Genomic DNA, 18,576 nt, shown 5'->3' on the forward strand with positions numbered 1-18,576 from the left:
GCCGCATAGACGCCACGTCCGGCACATGCCGGGCGAGCGCGACAGGAGTAGGGTGGAGGGCTGGTATCCATACCGTCTGCCCAAGGAGCGTTTTACATGTCGCGTACCGTAGTCCTGGCCGCCGCCATCAGCCTGGCGCTGGCGGCCTGTTCCGGCAAGGAGTCCACCCCCGTGTCCGATGCCCAGAAGACCCCGGCCCAGCAGCCGGCCGAAGCCTCCACCAATCCGCTGCTGAGTGCCAGCACGCTGCCGTTCCAGGCCCCGCCGTTCGACAAGATCAAGGACAGCGACTACCTGCCGGCCTTCGAAGAGGGCATGCGCCAGCACCTGGCCGACGTGCGCAGGATCGCCGACAGCAGCGAGCCGGCCACCTTCGACAACACCATCGTGGCGATGGAGCGCAGCGGCGAGACCCTGACCCGCGTGTCGCGCATCTTCTTCGGCCTGGTCCAGGCCGATACCAACGACGCACGCCAGAAGATCCAGGAAGAAGTGGCGCCGAAGCTGGCCGCGCACCAGGACGAGATCAACCTCGACCCGAAGCTGTTCGCGCGCGTGAAGTCGCTGTACGACCAGCGTGACACGCTGGAGCTGGACCCGGTGCAGAAGCGCCTGGTGGAGCACTACTACGATGGCCTGGTGCGCGCCGGTGCGCAGCTGTCCGACGCCGACAAGGCGAGCCTGCGCAAGCTCAACGTGGAAGAGACCACGCTCTCCACCCAGTTCCATACCCGCCTGGTGGCCGCCACCGCCGCTGCGGCCGTCGTCGTCGACGACAAGGCCAAGCTGGCCGGCCTGGACGAGGGCGCTATCAACAACGCTGCGGCCGCCGCCAAGGACCGCAAGCTGGATGGCAAGTTCCTGCTGCCGCTGCAGAACACCACCCAGCAGCCGGTGCTTGGCTCGCTGAGCGACCGCGACCAGCGCGCCGCCGTGCTGAAGGCCTCGGAAACCCGCGCCGAGCGCGGCGATGCCAACGACACCCGGCAGACCGTGCAGCGCCTGGCCCAGCTGCGTGCGCAGAAGGCCAAGCTGCTCGGCTTCGACACCTTCGCCGACTACCAGCTGGGCGACCAGATGGCCAAGACCCCGGCCGCCGCGCTCAAGCTGCTGACCGATACCGTGCCGGCCGCCACTGCCAAGGCGCGTGCCGAAGCCGGCGAGATCCAGAAGGTCATCGACGCGCAGAAGGGCGGATTCCAGGTGGCCGCTTCGGACTGGGACTTCTACGCCGAGCAGGTGCGCAAGGCCAAGTACGATCTGGACGAGTCGCAGATCAAGCCGTACTTCGAACTGGACAACGTGCTGCAGAACGGCGTCTTCTACGCCGCCACCCAGCTGTACGGCATCACCTTCAAGCCGCGCACCGACATTCCGACCTACAACCCGGACATGAAGGTGTACGAAGTGTTCGACAAGGACGGCACCTCGCTGGCGCTGTTCTACACCGACTACTTCAAGCGTGACAGCAAGTCCGGTGGCGCTTGGATGGACGTGTTCGTCGAACAGGACGGCCTGACCGGTGCCAAGCCGGTGGTCTACAACGTCTGCAACTTCACCAAGCCGGCCGCCGGCCAGCCTGCGCTGATCAGCTTCGACGACGTCACCACCATGTTCCATGAGTTCGGCCATGCGCTGCACGGCATGTTCTCGAACGTGAAGTACCCGTCGATCGCCGGCACCGCGACCTCGCGCGACTTCGTCGAGTTCCCGTCGCAGTTCAACGAGCACTGGGCGCTGGACCCGAAGGTGTTCGCCAACTACGCCAAGCACTACAAGACCGGCGAGGCGATGCCGCAGGAGCTGGTCGACAAGATCCTCAAGGCACGCAGCTTCAACCAGGGCTACGCGACGACCGAGTACCTGTCGGCCGCGCTGCTGGACCTGGCCTGGCACACGCAGAAGGCCGACGCGCCGCTGCAGGATGTCGGCGCCTTTGAAGCCAGCGCGCTGAAGAAGTTCAAGGTCGACCTGCCGCAGGTGCCGCCGCGTTACCGCACCACCTACTTCGACCACATCTGGGGTGGTGGCTACTCGGCCGGTTACTACGCCTACTTCTGGGCCGAAGTGCTCGACCACGATGCCTACCAGTGGTTCACCGAGCACGGTGGCCTGACGGCGGCCAATGGCCAGGAGTTCCGCGACAAGATCCTCTCGCGCGGCAACAGCGTGGAACTGTCGACCCTGTACCGCGATTTCCGCGGCAAGGACCCGTCGGTGGAACCGCTGCTGAAGTTCCGCGGGTTGAAGTAAGAAAGCGAAAACGGCGGGGGCAACCCCGCCGTTTTTCTTTCTGTAGCGTCGAGCCATGCTCGACGTTCTTCTGTAGAGCCGAGCCCACGCTCGGCTGATGGTTCCTGGAAAGGCAGCCGAGCATGGGCTCGGCTCTACAAACAGCGTTACGTTCCCACGTGTACCCGGTTGGCCTGCTCGGCCAGGCCCAGGTGATCCAGCGCGATATCCAGCGCCAGCACGTAACTCTGCGCGCCGTAGCCGGCGGCGATGCCCAGGCGCTGGCCGACACCAGCCGGCAGGCACGGCTCGGCTACCGCGCCGTCGTCATGCACTTCCACATAGGCGTTGTGCAGGTACGGCAGCAGGCGCTGCAGGCGCAGGCTGTTGGCACACGCGCCCGGGTCGAGCAGGGTCACCTCGCCGCGGCTGTGGTCGGCCACGCGTAGGGCGTCCAGCAGTTCCTGTTCCGAACCACAGGCACGGATCGCCACGCTGGTGCCGGCGTCGATCGCACGATGCACCAGTGACTTCAGGACCGGTGCCGGCAGCGGCATCGCGGTGCGGATCAGGGCGCCGGCCGCTTCCGGGCCACGGATGATGAAGATCGACATGGCTCAGCCCTCCTGTGCCAGGCGGCGGCCGACAATGGCCAGCGACAACGGGTAGCCGGCCTGCTGGCTGCGCTGGTCGACCACCACGGCGGCGGGACCGTGCTGCAGGCGCAGGCGTGCCTCCAGACCGGGTTCGCTGGGGGCCTGCAGTTCGATGTACTGCGCCGGCAGCCGTTCCAGCGCCGCCTGCAGCGCGCCACCTTCGGCCTGCCATTGCGCCTCGTCAGCGGTACCGACATCCAGCAGTACCCAGTCGGCCGAGCGCGCCTGCGGCTGGCACAGGCACTGGCGTACCTCGGACAGGCTGGCGCAGTCGCTGCACAGCACGCGATGGCCGGCCAGCTGCGTCGGCAGTTGGGGACGCGGTGCCGACGAAGAGGCGTGGCGGATCACCAGGAGGGTCATACAACACCTTGCGGAATGCGCCCTGCGGCGCGGTGGGCACACGATGCGCGTGCCGCCCGTAAAGGTGCGATGCCCGCCGCCGGTCCCGCGCGTAAAACCTGCGTAACCCTTCCTGTAGAGCCGAGCCTGCGCTCGGCCGCTCTGCGCCCCAGTCGGGCAACCTCGACGCTGCAAGGAACAAGCCGAGCGTGGGCTCGGCTCTACCGGATCGCGTCGCGGGAACCTCTCCCGCCTGGATGTGGTCTGATGCAGCTACCACCTACCCGGAGCCTGTCATGGATGCTGCTGCCCGTCCTCCCTTGTCCGAACGCGCGCTGGTCTGGCTGAAGAAGGAAGCATTGCCGCTGCTGGTGATGCTCGGCCTGCTCGCCGCCGCCCGCGATACCCTCGCCAACCACTACGTGGTGCCGAGTGGCTCGATGCAGCCGACCCTGCAGCCGGGCGACCGGGTGGTGGTGGACATGCGCGCCTACGGCCTGCGCCTGCCGTTCACCGGCAAGGAACTGATGGCCACCGGCGTCCCGCAGCGCGGTGAAGTGGCGGTGTTCGATTCACCGGCCGACGGCACCCGCCTGATCAAGCGCGTGGCGGCGGTGGCCGGGGACCACGTGCAGATGCGCGAGGGCCATCTGAGCATCAACGGCCAGCCGCTGCAGATCGCCGATCTGCAGGACGTGGAAGCCTTCGGCGAGCGCCGTGCCCGCCTCGACCTGGACATGGGCGGCGGTCCGGACATCGCCGATCTGGTGGTGCCGGCCGGCAAGGTGCTGGTGCTGGGTGACCACCGCGGCAACAGCTTCGACGGCCGCTTCTTCGGCTTCGTCGACGCCGACAAGGTCTACGGCCGTGCGGTGGCGGTGTACTACCGCCGCGGCGACGGTTTCGAGTGGCAGCGCCTGTAAGCTGAATTGATACTTCTTGGGTATCAATCCTGACTTATCAGGTTATGGATCGACTGGATCGACAGGCCTAGTCTGAGGCCCGTTCCCTCCCATGCCCGGCCGCCCCACCGGCCCTTCGATCCCATGAATGGCGAAACCGCGGCGGCCGTCGAGCGCCGCCCCCCCACTGTCGATCCCATCGCCGAGACCCGCATCCAGCAGGGCACGCCGGTCTTCCGCCGCACCGCGCTGGCACTGTTCCTGGCCGGCTTCTCCACCTTCGGCCTGCTGTACACCGTGCAGCCGCTGCTGCCCGAGTTCAGCCGCCACTTCGGCGTGTCCGCCGCAGGCAGCGCGATGTCGTTGTCGCTGACCACCGGCACGCTGGCGGTGGCGATGCTGTTGGCCGGCCTGCTGTCCGATGCGGTCGGCCGTCGCCCGTTGATGATCGTTGCGCTGTTGGCGTCGGCCATGCTGTCGCTGAGCACGGCGCTGGTGGACGACTGGACCACGCTGCTGGTGCTGCGCACCCTGCTTGGCCTGGCGCTGAGCGGCGTGCCGGCAGTGGCGATGACCTACCTGGTCGAGGAGATGGACAGCCGCGCGCTGGGCCTGGCGATGGGCCTGTACATCGGCGGCAACGCCATCGGTGGCATGAGCGGGCGCCTGCTGGCCGGCATCATCGCCGATCACTGGGGCTGGCGCTGGGGCATCGGCGTGGTCTCGATCATCGCCGTGGCCAGCACCGTGCTGCTGTGGCTGCAGCTGCCGCCGTCGCGCCATTTCAGCGCGCGACGCGATGGCCTGCGCGAGTTGCCGTCGCGCTGGCGCACGCTGTTCGCCGACCGGGGCCTGCCGTGGCTGTTCGCCACCTCGTTCGTGCTGATGGGCGTGTTCGTCACCCTCTACAACTACCTGGGCTATCACTTGCTGGCGCCGCCGTACCACCTCAGCCAGACCGTGGTCGGGCTGATCTTCAGCGTGTACCTTGTGGGCACCTTCAGTTCGGCGTGGATGGGCCAGCAGGCTACGCGGTACGGGCGCGGCCGCATCCTGTCGATCTCGTTCGCGCTGATCGGCGCCGGCATCGCGCTGCTGGCGATGCCGTGGCTGAGCACGATGGCACTGGGCATCGCGCTGGTGACCTTCGGCTTCTTCGGTGGCCACTCGGTGGCCAGCAGCTGGGTCGGCAGCCGTGCCGGTACGATGCGCGCGGAAGCGTCGGCGCTGTACCTGTTCGCCTACTACCTGGGCTCCAGCGTGCTGGGCGGGGTGGGTGGCCTGGCCTACGCGGCCTGGGACTGGCTGGGCGTGTGCGCGTTCGCTGCCGTGCTGACCCTGATCGGGGGCGGCATCGTCTGGACGCTGCAGCAGCACGCGCCGCAGCCGGTCACGGCCTGACGCCAGCCTCGCGTTCCGCACGGGCGCGGCGTTGCTCTGGTAGATGCCGACCTTGGTCGGCGCTCTGGCACGGCAGCCAACCAAGGTTGGCGTCTACCAAACCTAGGTGGGTGGCACTTCACCCTTCGGCGAACGCCCCGCGCAGCAGCCCGGCGAAGTTTCGGATCAGCGGCGTCACCCCCTCGCGGTGCCATGCCAGCTGCACCTCCGAATGCGCACCGGCATCGGCCAGCGCCACGAAGCGCGCGCCTTCCACGCGGATGTGATCGCAGGACGAGGGCAGGATCGCCGCACCCAGGCCGGCAGCCGCAAGACTGATCAATGTCGATGCCTCACCGGCTTCCTGCACGATGCGCGGCGTGAACCCGGCGGCCGCGCACAGCGCGATCATGTGGTCATGGATGCCCGCGCCCGCGCTGCGGCGAAATGCCACGAACGGCTCCTGCGCGAAGTCGCGTAGCGACAACGTGCCCTGCTTCGACAGCCTGCGCAGGGCAGGGTGGTCGGCATGCACGATCAACGCCAGTGGATCGACGAACAGGCTGTGCGCCACCAGCTCCGGCGGCAATGCGCGCTTGCGGATGATGCCCACGTCCAGTGAACCGTCGAGCAGCGCATCGATCTGCTGCAGCGTGTTCATCTCGCTCAGCTGCAGCCGCACCTGTGGGTACTGCTGGCGGTAGCGCAGGATCGAACGCGGAATCTGCGGCGACAGCGGCGTGGCCCGGGTCAGGCCGATACGCAGTTCGCCCTGCTCGCCGCGCTGCGCGCGCTGTACCTCGTCCACCGCGGTTTCCACCTGCTGCACGATGGCCCGTGCGCGCTCCTGCAGCAGCTCACCCGCAGGCGTCAGCTGTACACGACGATGGCTGCGCACGAACAGGCGCGCCCCGATCAGGTCTTCAAGCTGGCGGATCTGCTGGCTGAGCGGCGGTTGCGACATGCCCAGCCGCTCCGCCGCCTGGCCGAAGTGCAGCGTATCGGCAACGGCGAGGAAGTAACGCAGGTGGCGGAGTTCGATGGACATGCGCCCAGTCTATGCATCGCCAGCCGGAAATGGGGTCAGATCCGTTTTCCTGCGGAAAACGGATCTGACCCCGGTCACCCGTCATCCACGCATGGCGTGGATCTACCGTGTCGACCAAGGTCGACACCCACCAACAGCAGCGACCAACTGTCAGAGGCGGGGCGGTGTGGGTGGGCAGGACCGTTGGCGCCATGGATGGCGCCATCGAGCCCCCAATGAGGGGTTCACGGCGTGTCCTGCCCACCCACACCGCCCCGCCATCTACGGATAGCAGGCTTTTGCTGTTGCTTTGGCTTCAGCAGGTGCAGGGCGCAGCCCTGCCGAACACCCCTCACCGCTCCGAATGCCCGCTCTGGTCGTAATCGCGCGGACTGAACAACTCCGGCTGGATCAGCTCGATGAACGCGCGCGCCTGCGCCGACAGCGCCTTGCCCCGGCGCACGATCACCCCGTAACTGCGCTCGGGGAACCAGCGCTTCATCGACCGCGCCGCCAACCGCTCGCGGTCGGCCTCGTTCAGGCACAGCGCCGGCACGATGGAAATGCCCATGCCCATCGCCACGTACTGCTTGATCACCTCCCAGCCGCCCACTTCCAGTGCCACTGTGTAGGCGATGCGGTGGCGCTGGAATACCTGGTCAACCAGCCGGTAGGTGATCTGCCGCTTCGGCGGCAGCACCAGCGGATAGCGCGCGATGTCAGCCAGCTCCAGCTCGCCGCCACTGGCCAGCGGATGGTCGTGCGGCGCGATCAGCACCTGCTCGAAGCGGTAGGCCGGGGCGTAGGTCAGGTCGGCCGGTACATCGGTCATCGAACCGATCGCCAGGTCGGCGGCGTCCTCGCGCAGCAGGTCGGTGCCATCGGCGCTGATCGCGTTGTGCAGGGTCAGGCGCACGTCCGGGTGGTGCAGGCGGAAGCGCTCGACGATCTTCGGCAGCAGGTACAGGATGGTCGAGCTGTTGGCGGCGATGTTCAGCTCGCCCGCGTCCAGGCCGCGCACCTTGTCGCGGAAGCGCGCCTCCAGCCCGTCCAGGTTCTCCACCAGCGGCTGCGCCATCTCGTACAGCAGCTGGCCCTCGCGGCTGGGTACCAGGCGGCGCCCACTGCGCTCGAACAACGGCACCCCCAGTTCCCGTTCCAGGGCCTGCAACTGCAGGCTGATGGCCGGCTGGCTGACGAAAAGTGCCTCAGCCGCCCGTGAGACCGAGCCCAGGCGCACCGTCTGGCAGAACGCACGCAATGGCTTCAGCCGGTCGGATTTGTAGGAAAAACGCGGACTTGGCGGGGTGCGTGTGCTCATCGTGTCACGAGTATTAGCACAACTTATGTAGAACATTGCAAAAACTGTTTTGCCAAATACTCCGGCCCAGCGGCACCGTGGAGACGTTCCCCCACCGCTGGAGTCGCCCCATGTCCGCCGTCGCTTCCGCTGTTCCCACCCCTGCCAGCAAGGCTACCCCCGGCATCGCCCTGGCGACCCGCGTGGCCGGCCAGGACACCGTGCTGCCGGCGCCGCTGCTGGCCCTGCTGGTGTCGCTGCACCGTGCGGTGGAACCGGGCCGGCAGGCACGGCTGCAGGCGCGCCGCGAGCGCCAGGCGTTCTTCGACCAGGGCGGCCTGCCGGACTTCCGCGAGGACACCGCTGCGATCCGTAGCGGCGACTGGCGCGTTGCGCCGCTGCCGGCCGCGCTGCAGGACCGCCGCGTCGAGATCACCGGCCCCACCGACCCGAAGATGGTCATCAACGCGCTGAACTCCGGCGCCAAGGTGTTCATGGCCGACTTCGAGGATTCGACCTCGCCGACCTGGCGCAACCTGCTGGCCGGGCAGCAGTCGCTGGCCGCCGCGGTGCGTGGCGATCTCGACTACACCGCCCCCAATGGCAAGCACTACACGCTGCGCCCGCATGACGAGCAGGCGGTGCTGATCGTGCGCCCGCGTGGCTGGCACCTGGACGAAAAGCACGTGCGCATCGATGGCCAGTTCATCGCCGGCGGCCTGTTCGACGCGGCGGTGTTCGCCTTCCACAACGCCCGCACCCTGCAGGCGAAGGACCGCGGCCCGTACTTCTACCTGCCCAAGCTGCAGAGCATGGAAGAGGCGGCGCTGTGGGAAACCGCGCTGTCGCACATCGAAGGCATGCTCGGCCTGCCGCACGGCCAGATCAAGGTGACCGTGCTGATCGAAACGCTGCCGGCGGTGTTCGAGATGGATGAGATCCTGCACGCGCTGCGTGACCGCATCGTCGGCCTGAACTGTGGGCGCTGGGACTACATCTTCTCGTACCTGAAGACCTTCCGGCGCCACGCCGACCGCGTGCTGCCCGAGCGCGGCCAGGTGACCATGACCCAGCCGTTCCTGAAGGCCTATTCGGAACTGCTGATCCAGACCTGCCATCGCCGTGGTGCACATGCGATGGGTGGCATGGCCGCGCAGATTCCGATCAACAACGATGCCGCCGCCAACGAACAGGCGATGGCCCGCGTGCGCGCTGACAAGCTGCGCGAAGTGACCGCCGGCCACGACGGCACCTGGGTCGCGCATCCGGCGCTGATTCCGGTGGCGATGGCGATCTTCGACGAACACATGCCCGGTGCGAACCAGCACAGCGTGCTGCGCCAGGATGTGTGCGTCGGCCGCGACGAACTGATCGCACGGCCGCCCGGCACCATCACCCGCGCCGGCTTCGAAGGCAACGTGGAAGTCTGCGTGCGCTACCTGGCGGCATGGCTGGATGGCAACGGCTGCGTGCCGATCCACCACCTGATGGAGGACGCGGCCACCGCCGAGATCAGCCGCAGCCAGTTGTGGCAGTGGCTGCATACGCCGGGCCAGCAGCTGGACGATGGCACCGCCATCGACCTGGCACTGCTGGATGCCACGCTGGCACAGCTGCCGGCACGGCTGGGTGACACCGCCACGCTGCCCGGTGGCGCACGCATCGGCGAGGCCATCGCCCTGCTCGGCGAACTGAGCCGCAGCGACGAACTGACCGATTTCCTGACCCTGCCGGCCTACGCGCGCATCGACTGATCGCCGCCCGCGATTCCCGGCGTTTCCCTCCCCGCTGCACGCACGAACCGAACTGGAGAAAGACATGAGCAAGCTGCCCACTGCCGAACAGATCCAGCACGACTGGGATACCAACCCGCGCTGGGAAGGCATCCAGCGCAACTACAGCGCCGCCGACGTGGTGCGCCTGCGCGGCACCGTCCACATCGAGCATTCGCTGGCCCGCCTGGGTGCGGAGAAGCTGTGGGCATCGCTGCATGAGCGCGAGTTCGTCAACGCGCTGGGTGCATTGACCGGCAACCAGGCCATGCAGCAGGTCAAGGCGGGCCTGAAGGCGATCTACCTGTCCGGTTGGCAGGTGGCGGCCGACGCCAACCTGGCCGGGCAGATGTATCCGGACCAGTCGCTGTACCCGGCCGATTCGGTGCCGGCAGTGGTCAAGCGCATCAACAACACGCTGCTGCGCGCCGACCAGCTGCACCACGCCGAAGGCAAGGACGACATCGACTTCCTGCAGCCGATCGTCGCCGATGCGGAGGCCGGTTTCGGCGGCGTGCTCAATGCGTTCGAGCTGATGAAGGCGATGATCGAGGCCGGTGCCGCCGGCGTGCATTTCGAAGACCAGCTGGCGTCGGTGAAGAAGTGCGGGCACATGGGCGGCAAGGTGCTGGTGCCGACCCGCGAGGCGATCGAGAAGCTCAATGCCGCGCGGCTGGCCGCCGATGTGCTGGGTGTGCCGACCCTGCTGGTGGCGCGTACCGATGCCGAAGCGGCTGATCTGCTGACCAGCGATATCGACGGCAACGACAAGCCGTTCACCACCGGTGAGCGCACCGTCGAAGGCTTCTACAAGACCCGCAACGGCCTGGACCAGGCGATCAGCCGCGGCCTGGCCTATGCGCCCTACGCCGACCTGGTGTGGTGCGAGACCGGCAAGCCGGACCTGGAGTTCGCACGCAGGTTCGCCGAGGCGATCCACGCGAAGTTCCCGGGCAAGCTGCTGGCCTACAACTGCTCGCCCAGCTTCAACTGGAAGAAGAACCTGGACGACGCCACCATTGCGAAGTTCCAGCGCGAACTGGGCAGCTACGGCTACAAGTTCCAGTTCATCACCCTGGCCGGGTTCCATGCGTTGAACTACGGCATGTTCAATCTGGCCCACGGCTACGCACGCCGCCAGATGAGCGCGTTCGTCGAGTTGCAGGAAGCCGAGTTCGAAGCGGCCGAGCGCGGCTTCACTGCGGTCAAGCACCAGCGCGAGGTCGGTACCGGCTACTTCGATGCGGTGACCCAGGCGATCCAGCAGGGCCAGTCGTCGACCACCGCGCTGACCGGCTCGACCGAGGAAGAACAGTTCCATGGCGGGCGCAGCGAACGCGCGGCGTGATGCGGCGCGCCGCGTGATCCGGTGGTGCCGGCCGCTGGCCGGCAACCCATCGATGTTTCCGAAGCCCATGCAGTTGCCGGCCAGCGGCCGGCACTACCGGGCTCCGGGTGATCAGGGTGGCCAGGGAAGGGCCAGACAACGCCGGCCGGTCGGGGGACCTGCCGGCGTTGTTGTATCGATGCAAGGGCGCAGCACGCGCGGAGCGTCAATCAGGCGCACCCCGGTGCCGGCAACTTGGCCGAAACCCTGTGAAACCCGGCATCGGATTGATCCAGCAGGAGTTTTGCCCGGACACCCGTGACCAGAACGGGCCATCACCGATCTTCACATCAATCAAGATCGGCAGAAGGGTCAAAATGAGATAGGGCGCACACTTTAAAGCGGTGCTATGCTCCGCGGCTCACCAGGGGACGCTGGCGGCGGGTGCAGGGAATGACCGGCAGGGGTGCGGCCGAGAACAGTGATGTGACGACAGGTATCGCCCGGGTGGCGATGGCCGAGATCGTGCACGCTCTGTTGTCCGATGCCGAGGTGGCATTGTTCGCCAGATTCGCCCGCGCATGCAAGCTCCGTGCCGGACAGTGGCTGTTCCAGCGTGGCCACCGCGGCGAGCGCATGTATGTGATCCTCGAAGGCCAGATCGAACTGGACTTCGGCGAGGACCTGGTGATCAAGACGCTCGGGCAGCACGAGTTCTTCGGAGAACTGGGCCTGCTGGTCGGCGACCACCTGCGCAGCGCCAGTGCGCGCGCGCTGGTCGACTGCGATGTGCTGGAGCTGGGCCCGGCCGATTTCCATCGGCTGGTCGAATCCGATCCCGGCCTGGTGGCCTATTTCCTGCGCCGCACGATCATGCGCGTGCTGGCCAACGAACAGGCACTGATCGCACAGCTGCGCCGGCGCAACCACGATCTGGAAACCGCGCTGGACAATCTGTACATCACTACCCATCAGTTGACCCACACCCGTGAGCTGGTGCGTACCGATGAACTGACCGGGCTGCACAACCGGCGAGGCCTCACCCTGTACCTGCAGGAGTGCCGCGAGCGGGCCGAGGGGCCGCCGCAGGCGCTGCTGCTGATCGATTGCGACCGCTTCAAGCAGATCAACGACCGCCACGGCCACCAGGCCGGCGACCGCGTGCTGCAGAGCATGGGCAACATCCTGCGCTCGATGGCCGGCGAGCAGGACCTGGCCTGCCGGCTTGGTGGCGATGAGTTCTGCCTGATCCTGCGCCGTGGCAACCGCGAGATCGCGCAGCACGCGGCCGAGTTCATCATCAGTGCGGTGCATGGCCTGCTCGAGCGCAGCCATGGCACGCCGCATGTGAGCCTGGTCAGCATCGGCGCCTGCCTGCTGGCGCCGGAGGCAGGCTGGAGCGAGTGGTATGCCTGCGCGGATCGTGCGCTGTACCAGGCCAAGCGCGATGGCGGCAACTGCCTGCGCTGGGCGGATGATCCGGACGGCCAATAGGGAGAGGCAGGCGATGAATGGCGACAACGGAACGTCAGCCCCGCATAGCCCACAGCTGCGCGCCCTGCTGTTCACCGATCTGTGTGATTCGCTGCAGCTGGTCGAGCGGATCGGCGATGTGGCGGCGGCAAGCCTGTTCCAGGAACACGATCGCCTGGTACTGGTGCTGCAGCAGCGCTGGAACGGCCAGCTGATCGATCGCTCCGATGGCTTGTTCATGCTGTTCGAGCGCGCCGTCGACGCACTGGGCTTCGCCCTGGACTACCAGCGCGAACTGCACGCGCTGGGCCAGCAGCGCGCGATTGAACTGCGCGCGCGCGCCGGCCTGCACGTGGGCGACGTGCTGACCTGGGAGAACAGTGCCGAGGCGGTCCGTGCCGGTGCCAAGTCGATGGAGGTGGAAGGCCTGGCCAAGCCGATGGCGGCGCGCCTGATGATGCTGGCCCGCCCCGGCCAGATCCTGCTGTCGGCGGTGGCCGAATCGCTGACCCGCCGTGCCACCGATGCACTGGGCGAGCGTGGCACGCGCCTGCTGTGGAAATCGCACGGGCGCTGGCGCTTCAAGGGCGTGCCGGTGGTGCAGGAAGTGATCGAAGTGGGCGAGATCGGTTCGGCGCCGCTGCGCATGCCGCGCGCCAACGCCAAGGCGCGCCGCGACCTGCCGCTGTGGCGGCAACCGCTGGTGCTGGCCGCCGAAGGCCTGATCCTTGCCGCGGCCGTGCTGGGCGGCTGGCTGCTGCTGCGGTCGGAGCCGGCCATTGCCTTCGCCGAACGTGACTGGGTGGTGCTTGGCGATGTCGACAACCTCACCGGCGATCCGATCTTCGATGACTCGATGCGGCACGCGATCCGGATCGCGCTGGAACAGTCGCGCTACGTGAACGTGCTGTCGGAAGGCAAGATCCGCGAAAGCCTGGAAATGGCGCGGCTCTCGGGCGATACCCGGCTCAACCGCGATACCGCGGTCGATGTGGCGGTGCGGGAGGGCGCGCGCGCGGTGCTGCTGCCGACCGTGCGGCAGAAGATCGGTGGCTACGAGCTGGCCATCGATGTTGCCGCACCGGGCAGTGGCCAGGTGATCCAGACCTTCACCGCCACCGCCGATCGATCCGACCAGATGGTGTTCGCGGTGGACGACGTGGTCGGTCGCCTGCGTCGCGGACTGGGCGAGTCGGTGGCCAGCCTGGAGCAATCCCTGCCGCTGCCGCGCGCCTCGACCCAGGACCTGCGCGCACTGCGCGCGTTCGCGCTGGCCGAGAGCGCACTGGGTCAGCGTCGCTTCGAAGAAGCCCGCAACCTCTACCAGGCCGCGATCGACATCGATCCCGGTTTTGCCCTGGCCTACATGGGCGTGGCCAAGCTGCATGCGCGCACCGCGCAGGTCGCGGACGCGCGTGACGCGCTGGAGCACGCGCTGGCCCAGCAGCAGCGCCTGCCCGCGCGTGAGCGCCTGTACCTGAAGGGCTGGCAGGCCGAACTGGAACCCGGTGGCTGGCCGCTGGAACAGTGGCGTGCACTGGCCAAGATCTATCCGGATTCGTTTGCTGGGCTGTCCAATACCTCCTGGGGGTTGCTGCAGGACAATCGCTTCACCGAGGCCGAGCCCTATGCGCGCGCCGCGACGGTGCCTCAGGACCCGTTGCGGCTGTATCCGACCATCCATCTGGCGCGGGCACAGCTGGGCCTCGGCCAGCCGCAGCAGGCAATGCGCACCTTGCGCCAGGCACGGATGTTGCGCGGCAATGACGAGGCCGACGACCTGGATGTGGACGTGCTGGTTGCGCAGGGCCTGGATGCACAGGCGCAGCAGCTGTTGATGCGGTTGCCGCGGGGGGACGACCTGCAACAGCGCATGCGCCTGCGGGCCCACCTGCTGGTGGCTGCGGAGCAGCGTGATTGCAGCAGTTTGCATGCCGCGATTGCTGCGGACGGTCCAGCACCGGATCTGATCGACTACCAGATCCATCAACGCCTGCAGCACGCCACCGTGACCACGCTGTGCACGGCCGGCGATGCGAAGGAGCTTGAATCCATTGCCGCCGTGCTGCGGCCGCTGCTGCGGAACAACGACGACTCCGCCGTGGGCAGCCGCAGCCTGCAGCTGCTGGCCCTGACTTATCTGGCCCAGCGCCAGGGCCAGCATGCGCTGGCCGCAGAGTGGCTGCGCGACCATGGCGAACTGCTGGAGCGGCAGCGCAGCCCTGTGGTGGGCAAGTGGCGTCGGGTTGTGTTGGCGATGGCCGAACTGGCGCAACAGCGTCCGCGGGCGGCACGCCATCTGCTCGAGCCCACCTTTGATGGCAGCGAACCTGTGCAGGCCCACGTTGTGCTGCTGCAGGCACTGCGTGCCGAGCAGGACACTGCCGGCGTGCGTCGCGAGCAGGCCTGGCTGGCCCGGCACCACGGCCAGGCCATTGCCGAGGTGGCGTCCATGCAGGTCTGGCAACCCCTGAATGTGCACGACATCGCCACCGAGGCGACGTCGGTGCGAGTGTCGCGCTGATGCGGACTCAGGCGTTGACGCGCTCGTCGATGCGGTCGGCTTCGAAGCAGAACACCACGGTCATCGAGGCGGTCGAGGTACTCAGGTACGCATGCAGCGAATCACGGGTGCGGCTCAGCTCCTCGACCGAGGCCAGGGTGCCGATCTTCATGCAGTCGTTTTCGCCAACGGCACCGTCCAGCCCGATCGAGGCCAGGGCCTTGGCCGGCGAAGCGGTGAAGTGGCTGCGGAACGCTTCGCTGCCGATCAGGTGGTCCAGCAGGGTGCTGGCGTCGGCGGCGGAAAGACGGGGATGGCTCATGGGGATTGTCCGTAGGTGGAGCTACTCCTATCGGCCGCGACAGCCTGCCATTGAGGGCCGCGCTGTGCACGTCGCTAAAGTTGGCGGCGCTGCGGTCGTTGCTGCTATGCCGGCTGTGCGGCACAAGGAAGGAAACCGATGCGCCTGCGCCGCTGCGCCAGCCTGATGTTCGAGCCTCGCGAGGCGGTCACCCTGGACCTGCGCGCGATGCTGGCCGGCCACGCCGAGATGGACAGCCAGATCAGCTGGGTGGCGCTGGCCGCCCACCTGGACCAGCCACTGCCGGTGGACGCCGAGGAGCGCCAGCTGCTGGGCGGGCTCAGCGCGCACCGCTGGAGCGAACCGCCCGCCGATGCCTGCCCGGCCATGCTGGCCCGCCTGGTCGAGCAGGGCCTGCTGTTGACCGACCCACCGAGCGAGGTGGGGCACCAGATGCGCGACGAGGCGCTGCGGCGCAGCCAGTGGTGGCCATTGGCTGCGCTGGCCCATCGCCATGCGCGCTGGCAGGCCGTGGACAGCGTGGAGGACATGCGCCGGCAGGGGTTGGACACCGCGGCCGGCCTGCGCCAGCGCCTCGGGCCGCCACCGCCGGTGGTGCAGCCGATGCAGGGCGACTACCAGCCGCTGCCGCGCAGCGAAGAGGCCGCGTTCGATGCATTGCTGGCGCGTCGCACCACCTGCCGCAATTTCGACCCGCAGCGCGCGTTGCCGCTGCCGCTGCTGGCCCAGGTGCTGCAGCGTACGCTGATGGCGCACGCGGTGCAGAAGGTCGAGCGCGATACCGAGTTCCTGAAGAAGAACGTGCCTTCCGGTGGCGGCCTGCATCCCACCGAGGGCTTCCTGCTGGTGCAGAACGTGGAAGGACTGGCGCCGGGCTTGTACCACTATCATCCGGTGCAGCACGCCGTGCTGCCGCTACCCTCGCCACCGCCGCAGGCGTTGCCTGCGATGGCGAGGCGGATGCTGTCCGGGCAGGCGTGGTTCGCCGATGCGCCAGCGCTGCTGGTACTGGCACCGCGTTATGACCGCTGCTTCTGGAAGTATCGCAACCATGCCAAGGCGCACCGTGCGGTGACGCTGGACGTGGGCCACATTTCGCAGTTGCTGTACCTGTGCGCCACCGAGCGCGGGCTGGCAGCATTCGTGACAGCGGCGATCAACGATGCCGATGTCGATCGTGCTTTTGGGTTCGATGGCATCGGCCAGAGCGCGATGGCCATCTGTGGCCTGGGCTGGCGCAGGGCCACGCTGGACACGGCCGAATTCGATCCGGCCGGGCGGGTGGCGACGGGCGACGACCGCTGAGCGGCCGCCGCCCCGGCGATCAGGTCGCCTCGAAGTCCACCAGCACCGCGCCGTCGCCGACCTGGTCGCCGGCCTTGGCACGGTAACCCTTCACCGTGCCATCGGCCGGTGCCTGCAGGGTGTGCTCCATCTTCATCGCTTCCAGCACCACCAGCGGCGTGCCGCGCTTGACCTCGGTACCGGCCGCGACCAGCGTGGCCACGATCCTGCCCGGCATGGGTGCCAGCAGGCTGCCGGCGTCGGCCACGGCGTGGTCCGATTCACCCACTGGATCATGCAGGGTGAAGCGGTGCTGGCCGTCGGCGCCGAACAGGTACAGCTGGTTACCGTCGCGCAGCAGCTGCAGCGACCCGCGGCGCTCGCCCAGCTGCACCGTCAGTCCTTGCACATCGGCCGTGCCGATCACCCGCACCGGTGCAGTGTCATCGCACTGCACGCGCCAGCCATCGGCCTGCGCCCACACCTTCAGCGTGTGCTTGCGTTCGCCCTGCTGCAGCGGCACTACGCGCGGCGCGGACGCACCGAGCCGCCAGCCATCCTGTGACCGCCACGGCGAATGCGGATCGCGCACGTCGGTGCTGGCGGGCGCCGTGCTTGCCACCGCGGCCACGGCGGCCAGCAGCCACAGGTCCGCACCCGCGTCGCCCACGGCACTCAATGCCGCCTGTTCGCGTTCGATCAGCGCCGTATCCAGCCTGGCGTGCGCGAACGAATCGGTATTCACCAGGCGGCGCAGGAAGCCGGCGTTGGTGGTCACGCCCACCACCTGGCAGTCGGCCAGGGCCTGGCTCATGCGGCGCAGCGCGGCGTCGCGGTCCACGTCCCAGACGATCAGCTTGGCGATCATCGGATCGTAGTACGGGGTGATGCTGTCGCCTTCCTCCACGCCGGTATCGACGCGCACGTTGGCCGACGCTGCCGGCAGGCGCAGGCGGCGCAGGGTGCCGGTGGAGGGCAGGAAGCCACGGTCGGCATCCTCGGCGTACAGCCGCGCTTCGATCGCGTGGCCATGGATGGCCAGCTGGTCCTGGCGCAGCGGCAGCGGTTGGCCCGAAGCCACGCGCAGCTGCCACTCCACCAGGTCGGTGCCGGTGATGTATTCGGTGACCGGGTGCTCGACCTGCAGGCGGGTGTTCATTTCCATGAAGTAGAAATCGCCGTCCGGGCCGGCGATGAATTCCACCGTGCCCGCACCCTCATAGCCCACTGCGCGTGCGGCATCGACCGCGGCCTTGCCCATTGCAGCACGACGTTCGGGGCTCATGCCCGGCGCGGGTGCTTCTTCCAGCACCTTCTGGTGGCGGCGCTGCACCGAGCAGTCGCGCTCGAACAGGTAGACCGCCTCACCGTGGCTGTCGCCGAACACCTGGATCTCGATATGGCGCGGGCGCTCGACGTACTTCTCGACCAGCACGTGGTCGTTGCCGAACGCCGAGGCCGCCTCGCGCTGGCAGCTGGCCAGCGCATCGACGAAGTCCTCGCTGCGTTCGACCTTGCGCATGCCCTTGCCACCGCCACCGGCGCTGGCCTTGATCAGCACCGGGTAGCCGATGCCATCGGCCTGCGCGCGCAGGAAGTCCGGCGCCTGCTGGTCACCGTGGTAACCCGGCGTCAGCGGCACACCGGCCTTGGCCATCAGCGCCTTGGCCGCGCTCTTGTCACCCATCGCTCGGATCGCGCTGGGCGGTGGCCCGATGAAGGTGATGCCGGCGGCGGCGCAGGCATCGGCGAAGTCGGCATTCTCGGACAGGAAGCCGTAACCGGGGTGGATGGCCTGTGCGCCGGTAGCGCGCGCGGCGTCAAGCAGGGCATCGCTGCGCAGGTAGCTCTCGCGTGCGGCGGCCGGGCCGATGTGGACGGCTTCGTCGGCCAGGCGCACATGGCGTGCGTTGCGGTCGGCATCGGAATACACCGCCACGGTGGCGATGCCGAGGCGGCGGCAGGTAGCGATGACGCGGCAGGCGATCTCGCCGCGGTTGGCGATCAGGACTTTGCTGAACATGGCAACGTGCTTCATAGGAGCGTGCTCGGTCAT

General features: G+C 67.9%; 14 protein-coding genes. 8 read left to right on the plus strand and 6 right to left on the minus strand.

Annotated features, from left to right (window positions below; translation table 11 throughout):
- Positions 1-96 precede the first annotated feature (96 nt).
- Positions 97-2,253 carry a peptidyl-dipeptidase Dcp gene (gene dcp, locus QP609_RS00920; RefSeq protein ID WP_049405170.1) on the plus strand — a complete coding sequence of 719 codons (2,157 nt, stop codon included), beginning with the start codon at positions 97-99 and terminating at the stop codon, positions 2,251-2,253.
- Positions 2,254-2,399: 146 nt separating this feature from the next.
- Here dcp and QP609_RS00925 read toward each other — a convergent pair whose 3' ends face one another.
- Together QP609_RS00925 and QP609_RS00930 are read right to left on the minus strand one after the other, a co-directional pair.
- The gene (locus tag QP609_RS00925) at positions 2,400-2,846 is read right to left on the minus strand and encodes a 3-dehydroquinate dehydratase (RefSeq protein WP_004153636.1); all 447 of its coding nucleotides are present in this window, start codon (positions 2,844-2,846) and stop codon (positions 2,400-2,402) included.
- A 3-nt stretch (positions 2,847-2,849) separates the two neighbouring features.
- A complete protein-coding gene (locus QP609_RS00930) occupies positions 2,850-3,251 on the minus strand; it encodes a hypothetical protein (RefSeq protein WP_014645558.1) in 402 nt (133 codons plus the stop codon).
- A gap of 275 nt (positions 3,252-3,526) precedes the next feature.
- On the opposite strand from QP609_RS00930, the gene lepB reads away from it, so the two are divergent.
- Together lepB and QP609_RS00940 are read left to right on the plus strand one after the other, a co-directional pair.
- Entirely contained in the window at positions 3,527-4,153 is a 627-nt protein-coding gene (gene lepB / locus QP609_RS00935; protein WP_014645559.1) for a signal peptidase I, read from the plus strand.
- Between the two features lie 123 nt (positions 4,154-4,276).
- Positions 4,277-5,533 (plus strand): MFS transporter, encoded by a 1,257-nt coding sequence (locus QP609_RS00940; protein ID WP_197621768.1) that lies wholly within the window; start codon positions 4,277-4,279, stop codon positions 5,531-5,533.
- A 118-nt stretch (positions 5,534-5,651) separates the two neighbouring features.
- Here the strand turns inward: QP609_RS00940 and QP609_RS00945 are convergent, their stop codons facing one another.
- Both QP609_RS00945 and QP609_RS00950 read right to left on the minus strand, forming a co-directional pair.
- The gene (locus QP609_RS00945; RefSeq protein ID WP_014645561.1) at positions 5,652-6,560 is read right to left on the minus strand and encodes a LysR family transcriptional regulator; all 909 of its coding nucleotides are present in this window, start codon (positions 6,558-6,560) and stop codon (positions 5,652-5,654) included.
- Positions 6,561-6,891: 331 nt separating this feature from the next.
- Positions 6,892-7,860: a LysR family transcriptional regulator gene (locus tag QP609_RS00950; RefSeq protein ID WP_046427979.1), complete on the minus strand. Its 969-nt coding sequence runs from the start codon at positions 7,858-7,860 to the stop codon at positions 6,892-6,894.
- Positions 7,861-7,970: 110 nt separating this feature from the next.
- Here QP609_RS00950 and aceB point away from each other — a divergent pair, with 110 nt between their 5' ends.
- From aceB to QP609_RS00970, 4 genes are all read left to right on the plus strand, one after another.
- On the plus strand, positions 7,971-9,593 hold the full coding sequence (aceB, locus tag QP609_RS00955) for a malate synthase A (RefSeq protein ID WP_197621860.1): 1,623 nt from the start codon (positions 7,971-7,973) through the stop codon (positions 9,591-9,593).
- Between the two features lie 64 nt (positions 9,594-9,657).
- Complete coding sequence (aceA, locus tag QP609_RS00960; protein ID WP_019337654.1) at positions 9,658-10,959, plus strand: isocitrate lyase; 1,302 nt, start codon at positions 9,658-9,660, stop codon at positions 10,957-10,959.
- Between the two features lie 432 nt (positions 10,960-11,391).
- Positions 11,392-12,432, plus strand: coding sequence for a GGDEF domain-containing protein (locus tag QP609_RS00965; protein WP_041862962.1), 1,041 nt, complete (start codon positions 11,392-11,394; stop codon positions 12,430-12,432).
- A 13-nt stretch (positions 12,433-12,445) separates the two neighbouring features.
- Positions 12,446-14,935: a putative peptide modification system cyclase gene (locus tag QP609_RS00970; RefSeq protein ID WP_014645566.1), complete on the plus strand. Its 2,490-nt coding sequence runs from the start codon at positions 12,446-12,448 to the stop codon at positions 14,933-14,935.
- A 7-nt stretch (positions 14,936-14,942) separates the two neighbouring features.
- Here QP609_RS00970 and QP609_RS00975 read toward each other — a convergent pair whose 3' ends face one another.
- The gene (locus tag QP609_RS00975; protein WP_014645567.1) at positions 14,943-15,236 is read right to left on the minus strand and encodes an NHLP-related RiPP peptide; all 294 of its coding nucleotides are present in this window, start codon (positions 15,234-15,236) and stop codon (positions 14,943-14,945) included.
- Positions 15,237-15,374: 138 nt separating this feature from the next.
- Between QP609_RS00975 and QP609_RS00980 the strand changes: the two genes are divergently transcribed.
- Positions 15,375-16,541 (plus strand): putative peptide maturation dehydrogenase, encoded by a 1,167-nt coding sequence (locus QP609_RS00980; RefSeq protein WP_197621582.1) that lies wholly within the window; start codon positions 15,375-15,377, stop codon positions 16,539-16,541.
- Between the two features lie 19 nt (positions 16,542-16,560).
- Here QP609_RS00980 and QP609_RS00985 read toward each other — a convergent pair whose 3' ends face one another.
- Positions 16,561-18,543: an acetyl/propionyl/methylcrotonyl-CoA carboxylase subunit alpha gene (locus QP609_RS00985; protein ID WP_197621581.1), complete on the minus strand. Its 1,983-nt coding sequence runs from the start codon at positions 18,541-18,543 to the stop codon at positions 16,561-16,563.
- Positions 18,544-18,576: the final 33 nt, after the last annotated feature.

Source organism: Stenotrophomonas sp. 8(2023) (assembly GCF_030345295.1).
Classification (GTDB): Bacteria; Pseudomonadota; Gammaproteobacteria; order Xanthomonadales; family Xanthomonadaceae; genus Stenotrophomonas; species Stenotrophomonas muris.